The sequence below is a fragment of the Neisseria sp. HMSC073G10 genome, from assembly GCF_001812605.1.
Classification (GTDB): Bacteria; Pseudomonadota; Gammaproteobacteria; order Burkholderiales; family Neisseriaceae; genus Neisseria; species Neisseria subflava_A.
Window position 1 is genome coordinate 5,582 of the sequence record NZ_KV809488.1, and the last position, 22,196, is coordinate 27,777.

Consider the following 22,196-nt stretch of genomic DNA (forward strand, 5'->3'; position numbering starts at 1 on the left):
GGCCGTCTGAAAATATTTTTTCAGACGGCCTCATCATTTTACTTTGGCAAAACTTATTTGCCCAAACCTTTCAATACTTCGGCTTTCACGGCTTCTACTGCTTGGGTGCCGTCAACTTTGATGTATTTCGGCGCGTGTTCACCTTCCAGTTTGCTGTAGAAATCAACCAAAACTTCGGTTTGCTCGTGGTAAACGGCAAGGCGTTTTTTCACGGTTTCTTCTTTGTCGTCGTCGCGTTGAATCAAGTCTTCGCCGGTTACGTCGTCTTTGCCTTCGACTTTAGGCGGATTGTAGGTAACGTGGTAAGTACGGCCGGAGGCCAAATGCACGCGGCGGCCGCTCATGCGGTCGACAATCACGCTGTCAGGTACATCGATTTCAACCACGGCATCCAAATCCACACCAGCTTCAACCATGGCTTCGGCTTGTGCCAATGTACGTGGGAAACCGTCAAACAGGAAACCGTTTTTGCAGTCGTCTTGGGCGATGCGTTCTTTCACCATGCCGATGATGATGTCGTCGCGTACCAAACCGCCTTCATCAATGATTTTTTTTGCTTCCAAACCCAGCGGAGTGCCTGCTTTGATGGCAGCGCGGAGCATGTCGCCGGTAGAGATTTGAGGAATGCCGAATGCAGCAGTGATGAATTGAGCCTGTGTGCCTTTGCCGGCGCCTGGTGCGCCCAACAATAATACTTTCATGATGAGTCCTTTTGGTTGACGGATTTAATGTTCAGATAATTTTACACGGCTTGTGTTTATCGTTCAAAACTTCAGACGGCCTCTTTCGGGCCGAAATGCTTCCATGCATCGTCGCGCATTTCGATAAACCATGCGTCTTCGGGGAATCGCTCTATCGCGTCTTTCAAAGTGGAAAGCAAGTTTTGCGATAAGGCTTTCGCCAAATATTCTTCCTCATTGGCTTCGGCCGCTTTGTCAGGCTGCTGCGCCAGACCGATTGCACGGGTTTGATGGCCATGAGCCAAATAGTTGAGCGCAATGATTTTTTGTGCCCAAAGCTGAGGAACATCCGGATTGTCTTGCAGCAATACCGACAAAATCGATACGGCAACGGTCAAGCGTCCGCCGTTCATACGCAAGTCCAACGACTGGTTGGGCGGCAAAGTGCTGAGCATTTCTGCCATGCGGAACCAAAACTCGCCGCTTGCCTGCTCTGGCGCTTCTATTTTCAGCATGTCATAGTTAAATTCTTGTTCGTCTTCTCTTACCAGCTTCGCCACGTCGGCAAGCAATTTTTGTTCTTCACGGCTCAAATGGCGGAAATCATTCATGTCTTTTCCTTTCAGACGGCCTTAAGCTTTAAACGCAACACGTACTCTGTCCAAATCTTCCTGCGTATCCACACCTGCAGCAGGCGCTTCTTGGGTGATTTCAACAGCAATCGGATAACCGTGCCACAGGACGCGCAACTGTTCCAGCGATTCGATGGTTTCCAAAGGAGAAACATCCATTTCCGAATAGCGTTGCAGGAAGCCTGCACGATAGGCATAAATGCCAATGTGGCGTAAAACGGCTGTTTCGGAAGGCAATTCGCGTTTTTCGGCACGCATCACATCGCGCGGATAAGGAATCGGGGCGCGGCTGAAATAGATGGCGTTGCGGTTTTTATCGAGGATGACTTTGACGACGTTAGGATTCATAAACTCGTCAAAATCGTGCAATTCGTGGGCGGCAGTTGCCATTTGCACATTGTTTTCAACCAAAACTTCGGCAGTACGGTTGATGAGTTCAGGGTCGATTAAAGGCTCGTCGCCTTGTACGTTCACAACAATCAGATGCTGCGGCAGTTTCAGCGTATTGGCCGCTTCGGCAAGGCGCGTTGTACCGCTTTCGTGTTGATTGGAAGTCATGACCACTTCGACGCCATGCGCCTGACAGGCCGTCTGAATATCGGGATGATCGGTGGCAACAACAACACGCGCAGCCTCGCTTTTTGCCGCCTGTTCGGCGACGCGTACAACCATCGGTTTACCGTGAATATCGGCCAAAGCCTTTCCCGGCAGACGTGAAGAATCCAACCGCGCCGGAATCAATACGACAAATTCGGTCATGCTTTCAGTTCCTCTTCGCTCAACGGGCGCGCTTCATTTTCCAACATATAAGGGATGCCGTCACGAATCGGATAAGCCAGCTTCGCCTGACGGCTCCACAACTCCTGTTTGTCTTGATGGTATTCGAGTTTGCCTTTGGTCACAGGACAAACGAGGATGTCTAAGAATTTTTTTTCCATGGGGTTACTTTCGGGTTTGATGGTTTTAGCGAAACTCGCTTCGCTCGTTTTGGCGAAACTTGCTTCGCTCGTTTTCAGACGACCTCAAGCGGCATTATTTTTTCCGTGCCGGTTTTTGGGGTTGCGTTGAGCAGGCTGGGGCAGGATTTTTGCCGCCACACATAATCTGATGAATTTCTCGAGTTAATTCTTTGTTATAACCTGATTTTTCATATTTTTCATTAATGATGTTTATCATCGGGCCCATCGTTGTCTCAAGATAGCGTGGCATTTTATCGAGTATCGATTGCCCCACTGTCGTACCGTAAAAGTCAATCAATGCGTTGACTTCTTCCTGAGTATAAACCGTCTTTATGCCATCCAACGTCGCTTTATGTAACTGGGCATGTACTTGCGGTGTATTAATTTCAGCAATCAATTGAGTTGTATATTTCTTTAAGACTGCTTCCAACTGCGGACGTTTGTCTTCCGGCGCATTTTTCAAAAAATCCTGTACCTTTGGATCAGAGAGCACAATACCCTCGACACTTTGGAAGGTCTGATCCAACAGAGTATCCATCTTCTGTACTTGATACAAACGCTCCAGCGATTCATCGCTAGGTGTAGCGGCAAACGCATTGGCACACAAGGCCAAAGCAGCAAAAGGCAACAATAAAGTTTTTAATTTCATTTTTTCTACCTACTTAATAAATATCAATATTTTCAGACGGCCTGCATACTATTTGGCACATTCCGAAGAATGTTTATTGCCCTTACACAAAATATCGCGCGTTTGCGCTTTAAAAGCAGGTGTATATTTCCTGCTTGCGTTGATATAGTTGTTGCTCATTGTCTTTTCAACAATCTCATCATTCAATTTGTCGAAACGTTCTATCTTTTCAAATGCAGACTTACCGGCCCCATGCTCAAATACTTTTACTATGCTATCCACGTCTGCTTGGCTCAGCACATTGTCAATATCTCCGCCATGCTGTCTGAGATGATTGATTTTTTTCAAAATACCCTTGCCCCGAGGGGAAGAGAAGAAGCTGTTGAGTACATCGACTTCTTCTTGTGTAAATACTTTCTGTACGGCACGCTTTTCTTCATCCAACCATTGTTTTTTCAACTCAGGGCGGCTCAAATCGTCTTGCATGTTTTTCATATAACGGCTAATTACCGCCTTCATCTGCGCTTTTTGCGCTTTGGGTGTCATCGTTAACAAGCGCTCATTGTCCTCTTTATTTACCATCTCCAAAGAACGTTGTACTTTCTCGCTATAATTACTGCTTATCCCTTGAATCTCCAACCATTTCATTGCAGATTCATCACTTGGTTTAGCAGCTAAGCTTTGAGTGGATACAAATAAAGCTGCGCAAGCGACCAACAAATATTTTAACTTCATGATTTACTCCTATCGCGTAGTTTGAAGATCATCTTTAAAACATCTGTGAAACATCTATAAGCATTTAGATTGAAACATTCGCGGATACAAACGCCGCCAAGTCCGGCTCAATTATCGCATAAACAGGCAAGACCCACACATGATTCAAGCCGTGGCCGTCTGAAAATTTGACCGCATCCTTTTCCGTGATAATCACCACATCTACGTCCGGCAAATCCGCTGCCGTAATATCTGCATGATCAGGCAAGGCAACGGTTTGTTTTAAAGCAATATTCATGCTTCGCAACGTATTGAAAAAACGCTCCGGCTTGGCGATACCGGCGACGGCGGCGACGGTTTGATTTCCCAAACCCGCCAAATCCAATTTTTCAGACGGCCTGTTCAAACGGTAAATCTGCCCTGTTTCAATATGGCTGGCAAACATATTTTCAGACTGCCTGAATGCCGTATCTGCTTGTCCCCCGCTGACGACGACCGCATCAACGGAAGCCAACCGAGACAAAGGTTCGCGCAAACTACCGTTGGGCAGTAAATCTAAATTGGTGCGTCCTGTATCTGCCGCAGGAAATACGGCAATTTCCATATCGCGCTGCAAGGCATAATGTTGCAAGCCGTCGTCAGCCACAATCAATTCAAGCTCCGGATGCGCCGCAAGCAATGCCCTGCCTGCTTCTGCACGGCTGCTGCCTACCGCCGTCGGCACACTGGTTTGGCGAAACAGCAATAAAGGCTCGTCGCCTGCATCTGCCGCACTGCTGGCTATATTCAATACATGAACCGCCTTACTCTTGCGCCCGTAACCTCGGCTGATGATGCCGACCTTAACGCCCTTTTCCCGCAACCCCAACACCAGCGCGGCGACTATCGGCGTTTTCCCCGTCCCGCCTGCATGGATATTGCCGACCACCACCACAGGCACAGGCAATTTTTCGCTTTTCAGACGGCCTGAAACAAAATCATCGCGCCGTTTCGCCGCAATTCTGGCAAACAGCTTGGACAATGGTTTTAACAGCAAAGACAAAAACGGATTAGGGGATTGCCAATGGCCTTCGATAATTTGGTGGAGTTTGGGCATACGCACGGCTTTTGAAGCGAAAATCAAACGATAATATAACACAAGCCCGCCCAGGCAAGGCCGTCTGAACATGCGTCTTTGATAATATTAAAACAAAGGGCGCAAGTTTCATAAAAACGAATACAACGAATCGCTCTAAAACCCTTATAATTCAACTTTCCCAAATTTTTCCTGTTTCGCAATGTCCGAACTCTTCGCGCCCTCCTCTATTTCCGTATCCGAACTCAACGCCCTCGCTAAAGCCTTGTTGGAAGACCATCTCGCAGGCTTGTGGATTGCCGGCGAAGTATCCAACCTGACCCGTGCTGCCAGCGGACATTATTATTTCTCGCTCAAAGACAGCCGCGCGCAGGTGCGTTGCGCGATGTTTAAGGGTGCAGCCATGCGCTTGGCAAAGCCTTTGAAAGAAGGCGACCATATCGAAGTATCAGGAAAAATCAGCATTTATGAAGCGCGGGGCGAATTTCAAATTACTGTAAACGAAGTACGGCTCAAAGGTTTGGGGCAACTTTACGAAGCCTATGAGCGATTGAAAGCTCAGTTGCAGGCGGAAGGCGCGTTTGCGGCGGAACGCAAGAAACCGTTGCCCGCCCGCCCGCAATGTATCGGCATCGTCACCAGTCTGGCGGCAGCGGCATTGCGCGATGTCGTGACCACCTTAAACCGCCGCGCACCCGAAATCCCCGTTATCGTTTATCCGACACCCGTACAAGGCACAGGCAGCGAGTTGCAAATTGCCCAAGCGATTAAAACCGCTTCGCAACGCGCCGAATGTGACGTGCTGATTGTCTGCCGTGGCGGCGGCAGCATTGAAGACTTGTGGGCGTTTAATGAAGAGCCGGTTGTGCGCGCCATCGAAACCTGCGCGATTCCCGTCGTCAGCGGCGTAGGCCACGAAACCGATTTCACACTTGCCGACTTTGTTGCCGACGTGCGTGCACCGACACCGACCGGCGCGGCAGAATTGGTCAGCCCCAACCGCCAAGAATCGCTACATCGTCTCGCCCAAGCGCAAGGCCATCTGAAAACCGTTTTGGAACAACGCTATTTCGATGCCAGCCAAAAACTCGACTGGTTGGCGCGGCAAATCCGTCATCCGCGCCAAAAACTTGACGATCAGCGCGCTTCAATCAGCAAGCTGGCGCAAACGCTGTCTTACTCGATGACGCAAAATCTCCGCGCCCACACCGCCCGTTTCGAACGCCAAACCCAAACCCTAAAACATTGCCGTCCTGATGTTTCTGTTTACAAAAACAACATCAACCACTTTCAAACGACCTTGTCGCATTCCTTCCGCCAGCTGCTTACCCACCGCCGTCAAAGCCTGACCGCCCAAGCCGCATTGCTCGAAGCCGTATCTCCGCAGCATATTCTGGAGCGCGGCTTCTCCGTCGTCAAAAACACCCGCGGACAAGTTATCCGCAATGCCGATACGTTGAAACAAGGACAGAAACTGCACATCACTTTTGCCGACGGCGAAACCGACGTACGCGTGACCAAAGAGCAGGCGCAGGGCGAGTTGTTTGACTGACGCAATAAAGGCCGTCTGAAACTTTATGCGATTGAAGTGAAACTATGTTTGCCTGTTAAAAATCCTTAACCTGCCAATGCGGTATAATGCCTCATCTGCACACGCAGCATATACGGAAACATTATGGACAACTCACAAAATACAGAAAATCCGATTCCTCCACGCAACTCCATCCGCAAAAACAGCATTTACCTGCTGCCCAATTCCTTTACCATCGCAGCACTGTTTTGCGCGTTCTTCGCCATTACACAGTCCATGCACGGACGTTATGAAACGGCAGCGATTGCAGTCTTCCTTTCCATGCTGCTCGACGGCATGGACGGACGCGTTGCCCGTTTGACCAACAGCCAGAGCGCGTTCGGCGAACAGCTCGACAGCCTTGCCGATATGGTCAGCTTCGGCGTAGCGCCTGCCCTGATTGTCTACAAATGGCAACTTTGGCAGTTTGGCAAAATCGGTTATTCCGTCGCCTTTATCTACTGCGCCTGCGCCGCCCTGCGTTTGGCGCTGTTCAACACGCTTATCGGCAAAGTCGATAAACGCTGGTTTATCGGCGTTCCAAGCCCGACCGCCGCTGCGTTGATTGTCGGCCTGATTTGGGTCAATCACAGCATCGAACGTTTCCCCGGCGTGCATTGGTGGGCATTGGGTATCACCCTGTTTGCCGGCATTTCCATGATTGTGCAGATTCCATTTTGGAGCTTCAAAGAAATCAATATCCGCCGCCAAGTGCCGTTCATGGGCATGGTGCTTGCCGTGTTGGTATTACTGCTCATCAACTGGAAGCCTTCGCTCGTCCTCTTCTTATTCTTCCTCGGTTACAGCCTGTCCGGTTATGTGATGGCAGTTATCCGTTGGTTTAAAAAACGCCACAAAACTCACAAACACGACAAGGCCGTCTGAAATGTGGTCTTGGGACATCATCCTTGCCCTGCTCGCCGTCGGCAGCGCGGCGGGCTTTATTGCCGGACTGTTCGGCGTAGGCGGCGGCACGTTGATTGTTCCTGTTGTCTTATGGGCGTTGCAACTGCAAGGCATAGGCGGCCACCCCTATGCCCAGCATCTAGCCATCGGCACTTCCTTTGCCGTAATGGTATTTACCACCTTCTCCAGTATGTACGCCCAACATAAAAAGCACGCCATCGATTGGGCGACCGTCCGCCGGATGACGCCGGGCATGATACTCGGCGTACTCCTCGGCGCGGTGTCGGCAAAATATATGCCGACGCTGGCTTTGCAGGTTTTCTTTATTGTATTTCTTGCCTTTATCGCACTCAAAACCCTACGCGATTCCAAACCCAAACCTTCGCGCACCCTGCCTGCCCTCCCCGGCCTGACAGCCGTCGGCACGCTTTTTGGGGCGGCTTCAAGTTGGGTCGGTATCGGTGGCGGTTCGCTATCCGTTCCATTTCTGCTGTATTGTAACTTTCCGGCGCACCGCGCCATCGGCACATCTTCAGGTCTGGCATGGCCGATTGCAGTTGCCGGCACCATCGGCTATTTTGCCAACGGTTTGCATATTGCCAACCTGCCTGAAGGCGCGGCAGGCTTTATCTATCTTCCAGCTGTGGCCATATTGAGCATTGCCACCATCCTCTTTGCTCCGCTCGGCGTAAAAACGGCGCACAAGCTGCCCGCCCGAAAACTCAAAATTGCTTTCGGCATTATGTTGCTGCTGATTGCCGCCAAGATGGCTTGGAATTTGATACATTAAATCTTTCTTGTGAAAAAAGGCCGTCTGAAAATCTTTCAGACGGCCTTTTTAATTGCAAAACAACAAACTAAATAAAACCTTTTTACCTTACCCGATTTGCCCCATCGCAAATACGGCCAAGCGCCATATCGCCCATCCTGCCACCAACAATCCTGCACACAAACGAACCATGCGTTTTTGCAGAAAGGTTTTCAACTGCGCTGCAAATATGCCCATCGCAAGCAGGTTCGGCAAGGTCCCCAATGCAAACGCCAGCATATACAGCCCGCCGTGCAAGGCATTGCCGCTGCCCAAAGCATACAAAGACGCGCTGTACACCAAACCGCAAGGCAGCCAGCCCCAAAGCACGCCCACGCCGAAACAGGCAGGCACCGATTTAATCGGCAGCAATTTGTTCAGCAAAGGATTCAGGCGTTTCCATATCGGTTTGCCGATGCCTTCGATTTTGGTTGCGGCAGTCGAAATACCGGCAAGATACAGACCGAGCAAAAGCAGCAAGACATTGGCGGCAATATACAAACCGTTTTGAACCGCGCGCGTATCATCCAAGGAAATGCCGACCTGCCCGACCAAACCGACCAACAGGCCAATGACGACATAGCTGCTGATGCGCCCCAAGTTCAACAATACAATCAGCCCGATTCGGTTTAAATGTGGCGGCAGCTGCAAAGCGAATGCGCTGCTCAATCCGCCGCACATGCCGACGCAATGCGTTCCGCCAAAAAAGCCGAGCAAAAAAAGAGTAAGAAATGTGATTTCTTGATTCATGATTTTTAATGATTCAAACGAATGGATGAGGCCGTCTGAAACTTTTCAGACGGCCTTGAGAATGAAGGATGGGCTCTGCCGCCCACCCTCTTCACGCTTTAGAAAAGCAATTAACTGCGTGCGCGTACGTCAAATGCCTGACGCAAACCTTCGCCGATCATGACCAGCAAAAGCAGCATCACCGTCAGCGTAGCAACGGCAGACAGACCGATCCACCATGCGTCCAAGTTGTCCTTGCCTTGCGCCAGCAACTCGCCCAAACTTGCCTGTGAGGCAGGTACGCCCAAGCCTAAGAAGTCCAAACTGGTCAGGGCGAGTACCGCACCGGAAATACGGAAAGGCAGGAAGGCCAGTACCGGCGTCAAGCTGTTGGGCAGGATATGGCGCCACATGATTTCACGGTTGCCCACGCCCATCGCGCGCGCCGCCAAAACATAATCGGCCTGACGGTTTTTCAAAAACTCGGCGCGGACATAGTCGGACAAACCCATCCAGCCGAAAAGCGACAGCAACACCAGCAAAATCAACAGCCCCGGATTAAAGAACGAAGACAGGATAATCAAGAGGTACAGCTCCGGCATACCGCCCCAAACCTCGATAAAACGCTGCATCAGAAGGTCGGTTTTGCCGCCGAAATAACCCTGCACCGCGCCTGCAATCACGCCAATCACGGTAGTCACCACGGTCAACACCAAGGCAAACAACAGCGAATCACGGAAACCGTAAACCAAGCGCGCCAAAAGGTCGCGGCCGCGATCGTCCGTTCCCAAGATATGCCGTTCGGACGGTTTGGCCGGATCGGGTACCGTATCAAAATCGTTCAAGGTATCGGCATCGTAAGGATTGGGCAGGTAAAAGGCAAAATTGCCGTCTGAAGTAATGTTGTGGCGGATAAGCGGATCCAGATAATCCGCCGGCGTATCGAAATCGCCGCCAAATGTGGCTTCGTTGTATTCGTTTACCAAGGGGAAGAAATACTCGCCCTGATAACGTATCCACAAAGGTTTGTCGTTGCTCCACAAAGGTGCAAGCAAAGTGACGACAAACAAAACGGCCAAAATCCGCAAAGCCAACCAACCGCGCTTATGCTGTTTAAAGGCTTGCCAAGTAGGGTTTGAAGTAGATTTTTTCTTTTTCATGGTTTGAAACATTCTTTAATAATGGATTGAAGACATTTTCAGACGGCCTTATTTCTGTCCGCCAAAGTGAATGCGCGGATCGACCCACGAATACGAAATATCTGACACCAATTTAGCCAACAACCCCATCAGTGTGAACACATACAGCGTACCCATTACGACAGGATAATCGCGTTTCATTACTGCCTCGTAAGACAACAAACCCAAACCATCCAGCGAGAACAGCGTTTCAATCAACAGGCTTCCGGTAAAGAATGCGCCGATAAATGCGGCCGGGAAACCGGTAATCAGAGGAATCATGGCGTTGCGAAAAATATGTTTCCATAGAATCTGTTTCTCAGGCAAGCCCTTGGCTCGCGCGGTATAAACATATTGACGGCGAATTTCTTCAAGGAATACGTTTTTCGTCAATACAGTCATCACTGCCAAGTTGCCTGCTACCGAAGCGGTAATCGGCAAGGCCATATGCCACAAATAATCTTTGACTTTACCCGCCCAAGAGAGCGTATCGAAATCATCGCCGACCAAGCCGCCCTGCGGGAACCAGGCAAAAAAGCTGCCACCGCCAAACAACACCAGCAACACCAAACCCAAGACAAACGGCGGTACGGTATAGCCGACCAAAATGATCATACCCGTAACCGTATCAAACCGGCTGCCATCCCTGACCGCCTTGGCAATACCCAACGGAATACATATCAAATAAGTTAGGAAGAACGTCCACAAACCCAAACTCATCGACACCGGCATTTTCTCTTTCACCAGCTCAAATACGGTTTGGTGGTGGAAAAAGCTCTCGCCCAAATCGAAACGGGCGAATTTCCATACCATATCCACAAATCGCGTCACAGGCGGCTTGTCGAAACCGTATAAAGCATTCAGAGCAGCCAAATCTTCCGCACTGATGCGGTTGCCGTTTTTAGCCAAAGTTCCAGGCATACTGCGTCCTGCTGTTTCGCCGCCAACCGCGCCCTGCGTCAGCTGCTGAACCATCTGTTCCACCGGCCCGCCGGGAACAAACTGAATGACGGCGAAGGTAATCGCCAAAATCCCCAACAACGTGGGAATCAAAAGGAGCAAACGATGAAAGATATAACGCCACATGATAAAGTGTTCCTCTATTTTTTGATTTGAAGGCCGTCTGAAACCACTGACCTCAGACAGCATATAGTAACGGATTAATAAGCGTTTGGCCGATTATTTACTTCTCTAAGGCCTCCTGCAATTTCTTCTCAATTAAATCCGCGTCAAACGATTTGGCAATCAGCTCAAAGCGCGAGTCACGGCGCCACGAAACTTGGTTTGCGCCCCATTGACCGTCCACCCAGTTGAGCCATACCCATGTACCGAGCACTTGGAACACGCCTTTGGCGCGCACGAGGCCGTCTGTAAATTTAGGCAGGTCGTTGAAGAAATCGGTCAGTTTTTCACCGTCGAAATCACGTCCGGCAGGAAACGTGAAGCCTTGAGACTGGAAGCCCATGGTGTTGTCCGGCAGGGCTTTGAGACGGTAGCGCGATTTTTCGACAACGGGAATATCAAGCCATTGGATGTCGAGTTGCGCATTTTGAACTTCAACCACTTTGGCTTTAGGCGGGAACAGCTTGGCCGCTTTATCGTGAAACTCGGCCAGCTGCTCGGGCGTGCACAAGTCTGTTTTGCTGGCGACCAATACGTCGCAAATGCCGATTTGGTCTTTATACAAGGCTTGTTGAGCGTAATCGGGATTAATGAATTGGCGTGGATCGACAACGGTAAAAACAGCGCCGATTTCCAACATGCTGTCGAGCGGCTTGGCTTTCAATTCGTCGATAACACTGGCGGCGTGCGCCAGACCGCTGGCTTCAATCATCAAGCGGTCGGGTTGGGCATCGCGCAGCATTTTTTGTACGGTCGTACCCATTTGCGCGCCGGCAGTACAGCACAAACAGCCGCCGGCGATTTCTGCCACGGGAATGCCGTTGTCGCTCAAGACAGCGCCGTCAATGCCGATTTCGCCAAATTCGTTGACGATGATGACCCATTTTTCATTCGGATCTTTTTGCGCCATCAGACTTTTGAGTGCGGTGGTTTTACCTGTTCCGAGGAAGCCTGAAATCAGGTGGACTTTAGTCTTTTTTACTTCTGACATTTTTTACAAATTCCTGTTAAAACAACATGTTCTTCTTTTAATGAGAAACCGGTTTCGGCCACGCCTGCACGCAATGCCGCCCATTCTTGGCTCAAGGTCTGTTCATCCGCCGTACCGCATTCGGTACAAACCAAAATAAACGCGCTGTGGTGCGCTTCGGCTTCTTCGTGGTCGTGACAATGGTCGTTGCACTCGTGCTGCGCGTGGCTGCACAGAATATAGCCGTTGACCGCCGCCACTTTGTGCAAAACGCCCTGCTCCGCCCAAAAATCAAGGGCGCGGTAGGCCGTCGGCGGCGCAACCACGCCCTCGCTTTGCTGCTGCATCTGCGACAGAACGTTGTAGGCTTTAATCACGCCGCTTTGTTTCAAAACAATATCAAGCACTTGCTCGCGCAATGTGGTTACCTGCACGCCATCGCGCTGCGCTTGTTCTAAGATTTTTTGTTTGATTGCGTTCATAACTGAAACAGCCTTTCAGACGGCCTTGTTAATAAAAAATTACATTATAACGTGTTTGTTCAATTTCAGATAACAAAGAGGCCGTCTGAAACGTTCAGACGGCCTGATGCCGATTACTTAAACCAAGATTTAATTTTTCCAAACAAAGACATGCTTTGTTTTTCAAACGTTTCTTCCTTCACCGGAGCAGGCGCGTCACGGTAAACTTTCATGCCTGCAAAGGTCTGGGCAACCGGCATGATTTCGATGGAATTGACGTTCATCCGCGCCGGACGCTGATAGAGCCATAATGCGGTATCGGCAATATCTTGCGGCTGGATAAACTCGATATTCTCATAAACCTCGGCCGCACGCTGATCGTCGCCTTTGAAACGGACGTTGGAAAACTCGGTATCGCCGCACAAACCCGGTTCGATATTGGTAATGCGGATGTTTTTGTCTGCCAATTCGGCGCGCAGGTTCATACTGAATTGACGCACAAAAGCCTTGGTCGCGCCATAGACATTACTACCGGAATAAGCATAACTGCCGGCAATCGAACCCAAATTGATGATGTAGCCCTGTTTGCGCGCTACCATCTGCGGCAAAATCTGGCGGGTCAAAAAAGTCAGACCGATGATATTGGTTTGAATCATGGTTTCCCAATCGCCAAAATCGGCTTTATCTGCAGAATCCAAACCTAAAGCCAAACCGGCGTTGTTGATCAGGCAATCAATTTCAGCTAAATGCTCGGGCAGGCTGTTCAAAGCGTTTTGAATCGACTCCGTACGCGAAACATCCATTTCCAACGGGTAAAACTGCTCGCCCAATTCCTCTGCCAACTGCTGCAATTTGTCTTCACGCCTTGCTGCGCCGATGACATGATAGCCTGCCGCAACAAAGGTGCGGCACATCGCCGCGCCGAATCCTGCCGATGCCCCGGTAATCAAAATTGCCATATCGTTTCCTTTCTATACTCGTTTCAGACTTGGGTTTAAGGTATGATAACGCCTTATCAGACGGCCTGAGTGTTTGGCCGGCTGATTTTAAATTTAACGATAATCATATCATCACAATAGGACACACTCCATATGAAAACCCGTTTTCTCCCTGTTGCTTTGGCAGCAGTGGCGCTTACCCTTTCCGCCTGCGGCGGCAGCGGCGCGCCTTCCCAGCCTAAAGGCCCGATTTCCGAAGACCGTACGGCCGCGTTCAAATCCATGATGCCTGAGTTTACCCGCATGGGCAAAATGGTCAAAGACGAAGAGCCTTACGACGTTGAGAAATTCAAACAAGCTGCAGCCACTTTTGCTGAAAACAGCAAAAAACCGTTCACCCTGTTTGAATCCGACCCTCAAGGCAACGGCCGCGCCCTGCCTGCCATCTGGACAGACACAGCCACATTCAAAGCCGAAGAAGAAAAATTCGTCGCTGCTGTTGAGAAACTCAACGCTGCCGCCCAAACCGGCAAATTGGAAGAAATCAAAGCCGCTTACGGCGAAACCGGTGCAAGCTGCAAATCTTGCCACGACACATTCCGCGGTCCGGAATAAGGCTTAAAACAATAAAGGCCGTCTGAAATATCATTTTCAGACGGCCTTTTCTTCAACTGACTTCAAACCTTTCTATATCGACTTTATATTTTGCATTTCATGTTTTTTACCAGTTTCATTTGAAACCGACGGCTCAATTCACATAGCGCAATCAAATTTTCTTCTTCCAGCCGTTTAAATTCAATTAAATCTTCCTTCTTCTCGACCAACCCAATTCAAATTCAGACCTGCTTTATCTTTTCAGCCAGATGAATCATATGCGGTTGGATTATCTCCTGAAACAAGAATCTACTTTATTTTTTAACAAATAAAAACCATTTTCAAAATATTTGTAAAGTTTAATAATATGTTATAAAGTAACGACTTCGTTTCTGAGGTAACTATCATGAATCCGAATTTCAAATTAAATCTACTAACATTATCTTTACTGGCTATAACAAGTATCGCACACGCAGAAGACGAGGTTTCAACTCAAGAGCTTGATGAAATTCAAGTCAAAGGCAAACACATTGCCAAAGAGAAAAAAGTTTTTACCGAAGGCCAAGCCAAAAGTTCGCGTGAACGCGTTTATCAATCCAGCGAAAACATCGATACCATCGTTCGGAGCATGCCCGGCGTTTTCACCCAACAAGACAAGGGATCGGGGGTATTGGCGGTCAATATCCGTGGCGATAGCGGTTTGGGACGTGTCAATACGATGGTTGACGGCGTAACCCAAACCTTCTATTCCACTTCTGCCGATGCCGGACGCAGCGGCAGCTCCTCGCAATTCGGTACGGCACTGGATCCCAATTTTATTGCCGGCGTGGATGTAACCAAAGGCAGTTTCACAGGTGCCAACGGCATCAATGCCTTATCCGGTACAGCCAATTTCCGTACTTTGCGGGTAGACGATGTGGTACACGGAAACAATACCTTCGGCCTCTTGACCAAAGGATTGACCGGCACAAACAGCACCAAAAGCAACTTTATGGCAACCGGAGCAGTACAAAAATGGTTTGACAGCGGTGCGCGCCTTGGCGCGTTATATGGCTACAGCCACCGTAATGTCGAGCAAAACTATAAAGTAGGCGACGGCGGTCAGCGTATCGGCAATTTTGGCGAAGAATATTTGGACCGTAAAAAACAAGAATATTTTGAACGCAACTTATTAAAATTCGACCAAGGGCAAAATCGTTGGGTTCGCGACTTTTCCAAGCGCAATGCGGTCGGTAAAAGCTATTGGGACTACCCTTTCTCCAAAAAATATAACGATCCTGAAGTTTTACAAAGAGATTATGTCGATGACTTGGAAAGAGGCTGGAAAGAGAATTTGGCACCGCAATGGGATCTGACTCCAATCGACCCGACCAGCCTGCAACAACGCTCAAACAGCCATTTGGTCAAAGTGGAATACGAAAACGACAACAACAAGCTGAACCTTCAGCTTCGTACCATGAACAACCGTATCGGCAGCCGCAAAGTAGAAAACCGCAACTACCAAGCCAATTACAACTTAAACATTGGCGATTATGTCGATTTAAACGTGTTGGCCGCCCATAATTTGGGAAAACAAAAATATCCGAAAAACTCACGTTTTTCAGGATGGGGACTGCTTGATTATTTGGAAACCAAAAATACGGCCAATCTTTTGGATATCAACAACAGCTTTTCTTTCAAACTTCCCCAAAAAACAGATTTAAAAACTACTGTCGGTTTCAATTTCTTTAAAAACCAATACAGTAAAAACCGCTTTCCGGAAGAGCTGAGCCTGTTTTATGACGGCCCGGATCAAGATGCCGGCCTGTACAGCTTTTTAGGCCGCTTCAAAGGCGACAAAGGAATATTTCCTCAAAAATCAACCATATTGCAACCTTCAGGCCAGCAAAAATTCAATACGTTCTATTTTGATACTTCCTTGAAAAAAGGCATTTATCAATTGAATTACAGCGCCAATATGGTCAACTACCGCTACAAGGGCGAATATACCGACTACTTCAATACCCAAGAAGACTTTAAAAAAGCATTTGGAGAAGATTCTGAAATTTATAAACAGCATTGCACGCCAAGCTGCGACCTTTACGAACCGGTTTATACCAAATCCGGTAAAAAGCATGCGGTAAACCATTCGGTGGCATTAAACATCAATGTCAACGACTACTTTATGCCGTTTATCAGCTATTCGCGTACGCATAGAATGCCGAATATTCAAGAAATGTATTTTTCACAAATCGGCGACTCGGGCGTCAATACTGCCCTTAAGCCGGAACAGGCCAATACTTACCAAATAGGCTTCAATACCTTCAAAAAAGGGATTTTCAAGCCGGACGATGTATTGGGTTTCAAACTGGTCGCCTATCGCAGCAGGATAAACAACTATATCCACAATGTTTATGGCAAATGGTGGGATTTGGATAAAGCACCCAGCTGGGTAACCAGCACCGGCCTGCAATACTCTATCCAGCATCGAAACTATGCCAAACCTGTTCATAAAAATGGTTTGGAAGTGGAAATGAACTATGATTTCGGCCGCTTTTTTACAACCCTGTCTTACGCATATCAAAAAACCAACCAGCCGACCAATTATAGCGATGCCAGCGAATCGCCCCGCAACTCTTCTAAAGAAGACCAAATTAAACAGGGCTACGGCTTAAGCAAAATTTCACGCTTACCCCGAGATTATGGCCGTTTTGAATTAGGATCCCGATGGTTGGGCAACAAATTGACCATCGGCGGCATTATGCGCTATTACGGCAAAAGTACACGGGCGACGACTGAGGAGGAATTTGTTGACGGTACAACCGGCGCCAATACCTACTCTTCACATCAAATGGGCAGAAGAGTGATCAAAAAAACAGAAAGCATCAACAGACAGCCAATGATTTTTGATTTCTATGCCAATTATGAACCAAAGAAAAACCTTATTCTTCGTTTCGACATTCAAAATGCGTTCAATAAACGCTATGTCGATCCTTTGGATGCTGCAAACGATGCCGCAACCCAGCGCTATTTCAGCGTATTTGAAAGAAAAGGCGGTTGGGATGATGAGGAAGTCGAATGCGATGCCAACGGTTTATGCAATGGCAAATATGGCGGCACGACACGCTCCGTCTTGAACAACTACGCGCGCGGCAGGACTTTGCTGTTTACCATCAGTTATAAGTTCTAAACCTATCTATCAGTATTCTTAATATTGCACTGATTAAAAAGCCGACAAACACAATGTTTGCCGGCTTTTTTCAATATATTCTCAAAATTTTTTTCATCTATACACAACAAAAAACCTACCCTTGCGGGCAGGTTTTCAATAATGACGGATTACAGGCCGCTAAGACGGGCTGTATCGTGTGCAATCATCAATTCTTCATTGGTAGGAATCACAACGGCAACAGCTTTGCTGTCGGCAGTGGTAATCACACCGGCATTGCCGAAGCGGGCTTTCAGGTTGGCTTCTTGGTCAATGTACAGACCGAGGAAACCCAAGTAGCCCAATACACGTTCGCGGATGATGTCGGAGTTTTCACCGATACCGCCGGTGAAGACCAATGCGTCCAAACCGCCTGCCGCGACTGTCATGCTGCCGATGTATTTAGCCAAGCGGTAGATGAACATTTCCAAAGCCAGTTTGGCGCCTGGATGACCTTTTGCAGCTTCTTCTTCGATAGTACGGCAGTCATTGGACAAACCTGAAATACCGAGCAGACCTGATTTTTTGTTCAGCATGTCGGTGATTTGGGCGATGGTCATGTTGGCATTTTCAGCCAAGAAGCTGAAAACTGAAGGGTCGATATCGCCGCTGCGGGTACCCATAACCAAACCTTCCAGCGGAGTCAGACCCATGCTGGTATCGCGTGATTCGCCGTTGGCGACGGCGGTAATAGATGCGCCGTTACCCAAGTGGGCAATCACCATGCGCAGGTCTTTTTTGTCTTTGCCGAGGAAGCGTGCAGTTTCGTCAGAAACGAAGCGGTAGCTGGTACCGTGCGCACCGTAGCGGCGCAAGCCGTATTTTTCATACAACTCATGTGGAACAGCATATTTGTAAGCGTGTTCAGGCATGGTTTGATGGAATGCGGTGTCGAATACGACAACGTTCGGCAGGCCTTTGAAGATGCTTTGTGCAGCACGCAGACCCAAAAGGTGTGCCGGGTTGTGCAGAGGAGCAAGTGGAATACATTTTTCGATACCGTCGATAACTTCGTCAGTAACCAAAATGGATTCGCTGTACAATTCGCCGCCACTTACCACGCGGTGGCCGATCGCACCGATACGGGTGTCGAGGCCGTGGGCTTTGAGTTCGTCCATCAGGGCTTCTACCGCGCCGGTATGGTCTGGCTTGGCAGTCAATTCAACTTTATGTTTTTCGCCGTTGAATTTGAAGGTAATGTAGGCATCAGGCAGATTGAGTTTTTCTGCCAAGCAGCTCAGCAATACTTCGCCGCTGTCATTGTCCAATACGGCACCTTTGAGAGAAGAGCTGCCGCAGTTCAAAACCAAGATTAATTTTTGTGTCATTTTATGCTCCTTGAGGTTTCAGACGGCATTTTTTGTCGGGGCCTGACTGCTGCTCCGGCTATGTTGCACCCCTTGTGGGACGTAGTGGGTAGCGGTCTGAACAGATTAACAAAGTAAACGTCGTATTCTAACAAAAAATGTAATCGGCTGCTTGACTTAATATTTGATGTAAAATGGACGGAATTTTATTTTAGGCCGTATGAAAAAATGACGGCGTTTTTGAAGATTTCCCGATATGCATTATTTCAGTATCCATACTCAAGACGGCGAACACGCCGGATTTTTTATTATGTTAGCAGATGATGAATCGCAAAATCCGCCGCAAAGCGGACGCTTTGTAATCAAGCTGCAAAACGAAGATGCAGCCGAAGCGGCGGTATTGTCGCCTTTTGAGCAAACCGATATCCCACAATACTGGCGCGTGGTTAAAGACCGTATCGAATTGTTTTTTGATGATAAAAATATTGGTGCGTTGCGCAACGAATACCTGACCATCAGCGGTAAAACCTTTATCCTGACCGATTTGACCGGAGCGATGTAATGGAAAGTATGTTTATCCTTGTCCCCATCAGCATTATTTTGGCCTTTATCATTGGTTGGTTTTTCTGGTGGTCGGGTAAAAACGGACAGTTTGACGACCTTGAAGGACCTGCGCACCGCATTTTGATGGACGATGACTCCACTGAAAAACTGATCGAAAAAGACGAAGACAAAGAATCCAAACAATGAGCCTTAAAAAAGACAATCTGAATTTCCACACGACCCGCCGTTTTGCGCCGCTCTTTGGGACGCAGTTTTTGGGCGCGTTGAACGATAATATGTTCAAAACCGCATTATTCGTGATGATCAGTTTTTACGGTTTGGGTAAAAACGACTTTCTGCCGCCCAGCCAAATGCTGAATTTGGGTGCGATGCTGTTTATTCTGCCCTACTTCCTGTTTTCCGCGCTGTCAGGACAGCTGAGCAACAAATTCGATAAAGCAGTTTTAGCACGCTGGATCAAGCTGTTGGAAATCATCATCATGGCAGTGGCGGCGTATAGCTTCTACATCCAATCCGCGCCTTTGCTTTTAATCTGCCTGTTTTGCATGGGTACGCAATCGACCTTGTTCGGCCCTCTGAAATATGCCATTTTGCCCGATTACCTCAACGACAAAGAGCTGATTATGGGCAACAGCCTGATTGAATCGGGTACGTTTATCGCCATCTTGCTCGGTCAAATTTTGGGCACCGCAGTCGCAGGCATTCCTCCGTATATTGTTGGCGGTTTGGTGTTATTGGTCGCCGTCGGCGGCACGATGACCAGCCTGTTTATGCCGTCTGTACCCGCTAAAATGCCGGACACAAAAATCGAATGGAACATCATCAAAGGCACGAATTCGCTGATTCGTGAAGCGGCAGCCGATCGCCCCGTATTTACTTCCATCATCGGTATTTCATGGTTTTGGTTTGTCGGCTCGGTTTATACCACCCAACTGCCGACGTTCACGCAAATCCATTTGGGCGGCAACGATAATGTGTTCAACCTGATGTTGGCGCTGTTCTCCATCGGCATCGCCATCGGCTCGGTGTTATGCGCCAAACTCAGCCACGAGCGCCTGATTTTGGGCTTGGTTACCATCGGCACTCTGGGGCTGACGGTCTGTGGATTATTGCTGGTGTGGCTGACCCAAGGCCAACGCTTTACCGAATTAAACGGCATTATTTGGTTTTTATCGCAAGCCCAAGCGTATCCGATTATGCTCGTGATGTCGGCCATCGGCTTTTTCGGCGGTTTCTTCTCCGTACCGCTCTACACTTGGCTGCAAACTGCCAGCAGCGAAACCTTCCGCGCCCATGCTGTTGCCGCCAACAACATCATCAACGGCGTGTTTATGGTGTCGGCTGCCATTTTGAGCGCGGTTTTGCTGATGTTGTTCAACAGCATCACGCTGCTGTATTTGATTGTTGCCGTAGGTAATATTCCGTTGATTGTTTACCTCATCAAACGGGAACCGAAATTTATCGGGGATTTGACCGCTTTGTTGAAAATCAGCAAATAAGGCCGTCTGAAATGTATCCCCACCATGCACATTTTCACTGTTCAATCGCGTGGACAGCTTGTGCATAAATCAGATTACTGTCTGATTTAAAATTAAAAAACACATCTGCCTAAATTTTAAGCACAACTTTACCGCCAAACAAAATGCACATTTTCCCCAAACAAGCGTGTGCAAAGGCTGTGAATAAGTAAGCTTAATAATTGATATTTCAAAGAAAGACGATAATTGATTAATTTTTAGGCAGTTTATTAAAGGCCGTCTGAAACCTTTTTCAGACGGCCTGAGAGTATAATAACCACCTACCTTATAGTTCCCAAACGATATGATTTACCCATGGCATGAAACCCAATGGCAACAGCTCGCCGCCCATTGGCAAAACCGTCCCAACGCTTGGCTGTTTACCGGCAAAGAAAATACCGGCAAAACCGAGTTTGCCCGCTTTGTCGCGCAGGCATTGCTGTGCGAATCGCCCAAGTCCGGTCATGAACCCTGCGGCGAGTGTGCTTCGTGTCATTTATTCAGCCAAAATACCCATCCCGACTTTTATGAACTCACGCCGGAAATTCCCGAAGGCGAGGCAACAGGACGCAAACTCCTGCAAATCAAAATCGATGCCGTGCGCGATATTGTGGAAAACATTTACCTGACTGCTGTCCGTGGCGGCCTGCGCGTGGTATTGGTGCATCCGGCGGAAAGCATGAACACACAGGCGGCAAACGGTTTGTTGAAAGCTCTGGAAGAGCCGCCGCAACACGTCGTTTTCCTGCTCGTTACCCATGCACGCGACAAACTCCTGCCCACCATCAAAAGCCGTTGCCGCCAGATGGTGCTGCCCTCGCCTACCCATGAGCAGGCTGCGGCATACCTGCGCCAACAGGGCGTGGAAAATGCCGAAGCCATGTTGGCATTCCACAGCGGCGCACCTTTATTCACGCCGACTCCAGAATTGGACGCATTACGCGAAGAGTTGCTGACGCTGCTGGCTGCCCCGCGCCTGTTGGCCATACTCGACTACGCCGCCGCGTTCGACAAACAAAAACAACCGCTGGCCGTTTTCATCGACTGGCTGCAAAAGTGGCTGATGGATGTCGGCTTGGCACAACAAAACATGGCGCCGCTTTATTATCCGCACCATGCCCAAGCCCTGCTTCAGACAGCCTCTAAAACCGATTCACGCAAGCTGTTTGCCCTATTGGGCCGTCTGAACGCGCTCAACCCTTACGGATATCATACCTTGAGTGTTAAAATGCAGCTTGAGTATCTGCTTATCGAATATTTGGATTTTTGGCAAAACAAACCCTAACAGGTAATCAATGATGAATAAAAAAGACATTCCGGCGAAGATGTTGGCTTTGCAACTCAAAGACCCCAATTTGTTGTACAACTGCTATATGCCGTTTTTAGAACACGGCGGCCTGTTCGTACCGACCGATGACGTATTCTCACTAGGCGAAGACATCCTCTTGGCCGTCGAAATCGCCGACTATCCCAAACGCTTCCTGCCAACCAAAGTCGTTTGGATCAATCCGGCGCGCACTTCAGCCCACCGTCCCAAAGGCGTAGGACTTGCATTCTCCGAACACGAAAGCTGCCTGCAGGCAAAAAACCTGATCGAAGCCGAGCTTGGCCCGCGTCTGCGCAGCGACCGCACTACTTTTACCCTGTAATAAATACC

At 48.8% G+C, this 22,196-nt stretch carries 24 protein-coding genes; 10 read left to right on the forward strand and 14 right to left on the reverse strand.

Annotated elements, in window-relative coordinates:
• Window positions 1-53: 53 nt before the first annotated feature.
• The 7 genes from adk to lpxK form a co-directional block, all read right to left on the reverse strand.
• A complete protein-coding gene (adk, locus tag HMPREF2865_RS00630) occupies window positions 54-701 on the reverse strand; it encodes an adenylate kinase (RefSeq protein WP_003746105.1) in 648 nt (215 codons plus the stop codon).
• Window positions 702-772: 71 nt separating this feature from the next.
• A complete protein-coding gene (locus tag HMPREF2865_RS00635; protein WP_070644926.1) occupies window positions 773-1,291 on the reverse strand; it encodes a 3-deoxy-manno-octulosonate cytidylyltransferase in 519 nt (172 codons plus the stop codon).
• Between the two features lie 21 nt (window positions 1,292-1,312).
• Window positions 1,313-2,071 carry a 3-deoxy-manno-octulosonate cytidylyltransferase gene (gene kdsB, locus HMPREF2865_RS00640; RefSeq protein ID WP_070644928.1) on the reverse strand — a complete coding sequence of 253 codons (759 nt, stop codon included), beginning with the start codon at window positions 2,069-2,071 and terminating at the stop codon, window positions 1,313-1,315.
• Window positions 2,068-2,250 (reverse strand): Trm112 family protein, encoded by a 183-nt coding sequence (locus HMPREF2865_RS00645; protein ID WP_049329252.1) that lies wholly within the window; start codon window positions 2,248-2,250, stop codon window positions 2,068-2,070. Before HMPREF2865_RS00645 ends, kdsB begins: the two co-directional genes overlap by 4 nt.
• 94 nt (window positions 2,251-2,344) lie before the next feature.
• The gene (locus HMPREF2865_RS00650; RefSeq protein ID WP_070644930.1) at window positions 2,345-2,920 is read right to left on the reverse strand and encodes a DUF2059 domain-containing protein; all 576 of its coding nucleotides are present in this window, start codon (window positions 2,918-2,920) and stop codon (window positions 2,345-2,347) included.
• Between the two features lie 48 nt (window positions 2,921-2,968).
• The gene (locus HMPREF2865_RS00655; RefSeq protein ID WP_070644932.1) at window positions 2,969-3,634 is read right to left on the reverse strand and encodes a DUF2059 domain-containing protein; all 666 of its coding nucleotides are present in this window, start codon (window positions 3,632-3,634) and stop codon (window positions 2,969-2,971) included.
• 64 nt (window positions 3,635-3,698) lie between these two features.
• Complete coding sequence (gene lpxK / locus HMPREF2865_RS00660; protein ID WP_070644934.1) at window positions 3,699-4,709, reverse strand: tetraacyldisaccharide 4'-kinase; 1,011 nt, start codon at window positions 4,707-4,709, stop codon at window positions 3,699-3,701.
• A gap of 181 nt (window positions 4,710-4,890) precedes the next feature.
• On the opposite strand from lpxK, the gene xseA reads away from it, so the two are divergent.
• The 3 genes from xseA to HMPREF2865_RS00675 all read left to right on the forward strand — a co-directional run bounded on the left by xseA (window position 4,891) and on the right by HMPREF2865_RS00675 (window position 7,954).
• Window positions 4,891-6,240 (forward strand): exodeoxyribonuclease VII large subunit, encoded by a 1,350-nt coding sequence (gene xseA, locus HMPREF2865_RS00665; protein WP_070607697.1) that lies wholly within the window; start codon window positions 4,891-4,893, stop codon window positions 6,238-6,240.
• Between the two features lie 123 nt (window positions 6,241-6,363).
• Window positions 6,364-7,143: a CDP-diacylglycerol--serine O-phosphatidyltransferase gene (gene pssA / locus HMPREF2865_RS00670; protein WP_070644936.1), complete on the forward strand. Its 780-nt coding sequence runs from the start codon at window positions 6,364-6,366 to the stop codon at window positions 7,141-7,143.
• A 1-nt stretch (window position 7,144) separates the two neighbouring features.
• Window positions 7,145-7,954: a sulfite exporter TauE/SafE family protein gene (locus HMPREF2865_RS00675; RefSeq protein WP_070644938.1), complete on the forward strand. Its 810-nt coding sequence runs from the start codon at window positions 7,145-7,147 to the stop codon at window positions 7,952-7,954.
• A gap of 87 nt (window positions 7,955-8,041) precedes the next feature.
• Here HMPREF2865_RS00675 and HMPREF2865_RS00680 read toward each other — a convergent pair whose 3' ends face one another.
• The 6 genes from HMPREF2865_RS00680 to HMPREF2865_RS00705 all read right to left on the reverse strand — a co-directional run bounded on the left by HMPREF2865_RS00680 (window position 8,042) and on the right by HMPREF2865_RS00705 (window position 13,391).
• The gene (locus HMPREF2865_RS00680) at window positions 8,042-8,722 is read right to left on the reverse strand and encodes a sulfite exporter TauE/SafE family protein (protein ID WP_003680951.1); all 681 of its coding nucleotides are present in this window, start codon (window positions 8,720-8,722) and stop codon (window positions 8,042-8,044) included.
• Window positions 8,723-8,832: 110 nt separating this feature from the next.
• A complete protein-coding gene (locus tag HMPREF2865_RS00685; protein ID WP_070461486.1) occupies window positions 8,833-9,873 on the reverse strand; it encodes an ABC transporter permease in 1,041 nt (346 codons plus the stop codon).
• Window positions 9,874-9,909: 36 nt separating this feature from the next.
• A complete protein-coding gene (locus tag HMPREF2865_RS00690) occupies window positions 9,910-10,965 on the reverse strand; it encodes an ABC transporter permease subunit (protein ID WP_070461485.1) in 1,056 nt (351 codons plus the stop codon).
• 97 nt (window positions 10,966-11,062) lie between these two features.
• Entirely contained in the window at window positions 11,063-11,992 is a 930-nt protein-coding gene (locus HMPREF2865_RS00695; RefSeq protein ID WP_003682934.1) for a CobW family GTP-binding protein, read from the reverse strand.
• Complete coding sequence (locus HMPREF2865_RS00700; RefSeq protein WP_070644940.1) at window positions 11,980-12,453, reverse strand: Fur family transcriptional regulator; 474 nt, start codon at window positions 12,451-12,453, stop codon at window positions 11,980-11,982. The genes HMPREF2865_RS00695 and HMPREF2865_RS00700 overlap by 13 nt, the downstream gene beginning before the upstream one ends.
• A 113-nt stretch (window positions 12,454-12,566) precedes the next feature.
• Window positions 12,567-13,391 carry an SDR family oxidoreductase gene (locus tag HMPREF2865_RS00705; protein ID WP_070644942.1) on the reverse strand — a complete coding sequence of 275 codons (825 nt, stop codon included), beginning with the start codon at window positions 13,389-13,391 and terminating at the stop codon, window positions 12,567-12,569.
• A 132-nt stretch (window positions 13,392-13,523) separates the two neighbouring features.
• Here HMPREF2865_RS00705 and HMPREF2865_RS00710 point away from each other — a divergent pair, with 132 nt between their 5' ends.
• Together HMPREF2865_RS00710 and HMPREF2865_RS00715 are read left to right on the forward strand one after the other, a co-directional pair.
• Entirely contained in the window at window positions 13,524-13,985 is a 462-nt protein-coding gene (locus tag HMPREF2865_RS00710) for a c-type cytochrome (RefSeq protein ID WP_070644944.1), read from the forward strand.
• 385 nt (window positions 13,986-14,370) lie between these two features.
• Complete coding sequence (locus tag HMPREF2865_RS00715; RefSeq protein ID WP_070644946.1) at window positions 14,371-17,133, forward strand: TonB-dependent receptor domain-containing protein; 2,763 nt, start codon at window positions 14,371-14,373, stop codon at window positions 17,131-17,133.
• Between the two features lie 149 nt (window positions 17,134-17,282).
• Here HMPREF2865_RS00715 and HMPREF2865_RS00720 read toward each other — a convergent pair whose 3' ends face one another.
• A complete protein-coding gene (locus tag HMPREF2865_RS00720) occupies window positions 17,283-18,479 on the reverse strand; it encodes an acetate kinase (RefSeq protein ID WP_070644948.1) in 1,197 nt (398 codons plus the stop codon).
• A gap of 235 nt (window positions 18,480-18,714) precedes the next feature.
• Here HMPREF2865_RS00720 and HMPREF2865_RS00725 point away from each other — a divergent pair, with 235 nt between their 5' ends.
• The 5 genes from HMPREF2865_RS00725 to HMPREF2865_RS00745 all read left to right on the forward strand — a co-directional run bounded on the left by HMPREF2865_RS00725 (window position 18,715) and on the right by HMPREF2865_RS00745 (window position 22,188).
• On the forward strand, window positions 18,715-19,020 hold the full coding sequence (locus HMPREF2865_RS00725; protein WP_070644951.1) for an HLGFF motif protein: 306 nt from the start codon (window positions 18,715-18,717) through the stop codon (window positions 19,018-19,020).
• Window positions 19,020-19,208 (forward strand): cbb3-type cytochrome oxidase assembly protein CcoS, encoded by a 189-nt coding sequence (ccoS, locus tag HMPREF2865_RS00730; protein ID WP_003681462.1) that lies wholly within the window; start codon window positions 19,020-19,022, stop codon window positions 19,206-19,208. The genes HMPREF2865_RS00725 and ccoS overlap by 1 nt, the downstream gene beginning before the upstream one ends.
• Window positions 19,205-20,521, forward strand: a complete 1,317-nt coding sequence (locus HMPREF2865_RS00735) for an MFS transporter (protein WP_070644953.1) — start codon at window positions 19,205-19,207, stop codon at window positions 20,519-20,521. The genes ccoS and HMPREF2865_RS00735 overlap by 4 nt, the downstream gene beginning before the upstream one ends.
• Window positions 20,522-20,843: 322 nt before the next feature.
• Window positions 20,844-21,824, forward strand: a complete 981-nt coding sequence (locus tag HMPREF2865_RS00740) for a DNA polymerase III subunit delta' (RefSeq protein WP_070644955.1) — start codon at window positions 20,844-20,846, stop codon at window positions 21,822-21,824.
• 10 nt (window positions 21,825-21,834) lie between these two features.
• Window positions 21,835-22,188, forward strand: coding sequence for a PilZ domain-containing protein (locus HMPREF2865_RS00745; protein ID WP_003682949.1), 354 nt, complete (start codon window positions 21,835-21,837; stop codon window positions 22,186-22,188).
• Window positions 22,189-22,196 lie beyond the last annotated feature (8 nt).

What these genes read in the sequence shown, in the direction of transcription:
- HMPREF2865_RS00685 (WP_070461486.1), bottom strand. Translation starts at nt 9,873, where the DNA reads ATGTTTCAAACCATGAAAAAGAAAAAATCTACTTCAAACCCTACTTGG.
- pssA (WP_070644936.1), top strand. Translation starts at nt 6,364, where the DNA reads ATGGACAACTCACAAAATACAGAAAATCCGATTCCTCCACGCAACTCC.
- kdsB (WP_070644928.1), bottom strand. Translation starts at nt 2,071, where the DNA reads ATGACCGAATTTGTCGTATTGATTCCGGCGCGGTTGGATTCTTCACGT.
- HMPREF2865_RS00740 (WP_070644955.1), top strand. Translation starts at nt 20,844, where the DNA reads ATGATTTACCCATGGCATGAAACCCAATGGCAACAGCTCGCCGCCCAT.
- ccoS (WP_003681462.1), top strand. Translation starts at nt 19,020, where the DNA reads ATGGAAAGTATGTTTATCCTTGTCCCCATCAGCATTATTTTGGCCTTT.
- HMPREF2865_RS00715 (WP_070644946.1), top strand. Translation starts at nt 14,371, where the DNA reads ATGAATCCGAATTTCAAATTAAATCTACTAACATTATCTTTACTGGCT.
- HMPREF2865_RS00650 (WP_070644930.1), bottom strand. Translation starts at nt 2,920, where the DNA reads ATGAAATTAAAAACTTTATTGTTGCCTTTTGCTGCTTTGGCCTTGTGT.
- HMPREF2865_RS00655 (WP_070644932.1), bottom strand. Translation starts at nt 3,634, where the DNA reads ATGAAGTTAAAATATTTGTTGGTCGCTTGCGCAGCTTTATTTGTATCC.
- HMPREF2865_RS00695 (WP_003682934.1), bottom strand. Translation starts at nt 11,992, where the DNA reads ATGTCAGAAGTAAAAAAGACTAAAGTCCACCTGATTTCAGGCTTCCTC.
- HMPREF2865_RS00735 (WP_070644953.1), top strand. Translation starts at nt 19,205, where the DNA reads ATGAGCCTTAAAAAAGACAATCTGAATTTCCACACGACCCGCCGTTTT.
- adk (WP_003746105.1), bottom strand. Translation starts at nt 701, where the DNA reads ATGAAAGTATTATTGTTGGGCGCACCAGGCGCCGGCAAAGGCACACAG.
- HMPREF2865_RS00710 (WP_070644944.1), top strand. Translation starts at nt 13,524, where the DNA reads ATGAAAACCCGTTTTCTCCCTGTTGCTTTGGCAGCAGTGGCGCTTACC.
- HMPREF2865_RS00725 (WP_070644951.1), top strand. Translation starts at nt 18,715, where the DNA reads ATGCATTATTTCAGTATCCATACTCAAGACGGCGAACACGCCGGATTT.
- HMPREF2865_RS00745 (WP_003682949.1), top strand. Translation starts at nt 21,835, where the DNA reads ATGATGAATAAAAAAGACATTCCGGCGAAGATGTTGGCTTTGCAACTC.
- HMPREF2865_RS00705 (WP_070644942.1), bottom strand. Translation starts at nt 13,391, where the DNA reads ATGGCAATTTTGATTACCGGGGCATCGGCAGGATTCGGCGCGGCGATG.
- HMPREF2865_RS00720 (WP_070644948.1), bottom strand. Translation starts at nt 18,479, where the DNA reads ATGACACAAAAATTAATCTTGGTTTTGAACTGCGGCAGCTCTTCTCTC.
- HMPREF2865_RS00690 (WP_070461485.1), bottom strand. Translation starts at nt 10,965, where the DNA reads ATGTGGCGTTATATCTTTCATCGTTTGCTCCTTTTGATTCCCACGTTG.
- HMPREF2865_RS00635 (WP_070644926.1), bottom strand. Translation starts at nt 1,291, where the DNA reads ATGAATGATTTCCGCCATTTGAGCCGTGAAGAACAAAAATTGCTTGCC.
- HMPREF2865_RS00645 (WP_049329252.1), bottom strand. Translation starts at nt 2,250, where the DNA reads ATGGAAAAAAAATTCTTAGACATCCTCGTTTGTCCTGTGACCAAAGGC.
- xseA (WP_070607697.1), top strand. Translation starts at nt 4,891, where the DNA reads ATGTCCGAACTCTTCGCGCCCTCCTCTATTTCCGTATCCGAACTCAAC.
- HMPREF2865_RS00700 (WP_070644940.1), bottom strand. Translation starts at nt 12,453, where the DNA reads ATGAACGCAATCAAACAAAAAATCTTAGAACAAGCGCAGCGCGATGGC.
- HMPREF2865_RS00675 (WP_070644938.1), top strand. Translation starts at nt 7,145, where the DNA reads ATGTGGTCTTGGGACATCATCCTTGCCCTGCTCGCCGTCGGCAGCGCG.
- lpxK (WP_070644934.1), bottom strand. Translation starts at nt 4,709, where the DNA reads ATGCCCAAACTCCACCAAATTATCGAAGGCCATTGGCAATCCCCTAAT.
- HMPREF2865_RS00680 (WP_003680951.1), bottom strand. Translation starts at nt 8,722, where the DNA reads ATGAATCAAGAAATCACATTTCTTACTCTTTTTTTGCTCGGCTTTTTT.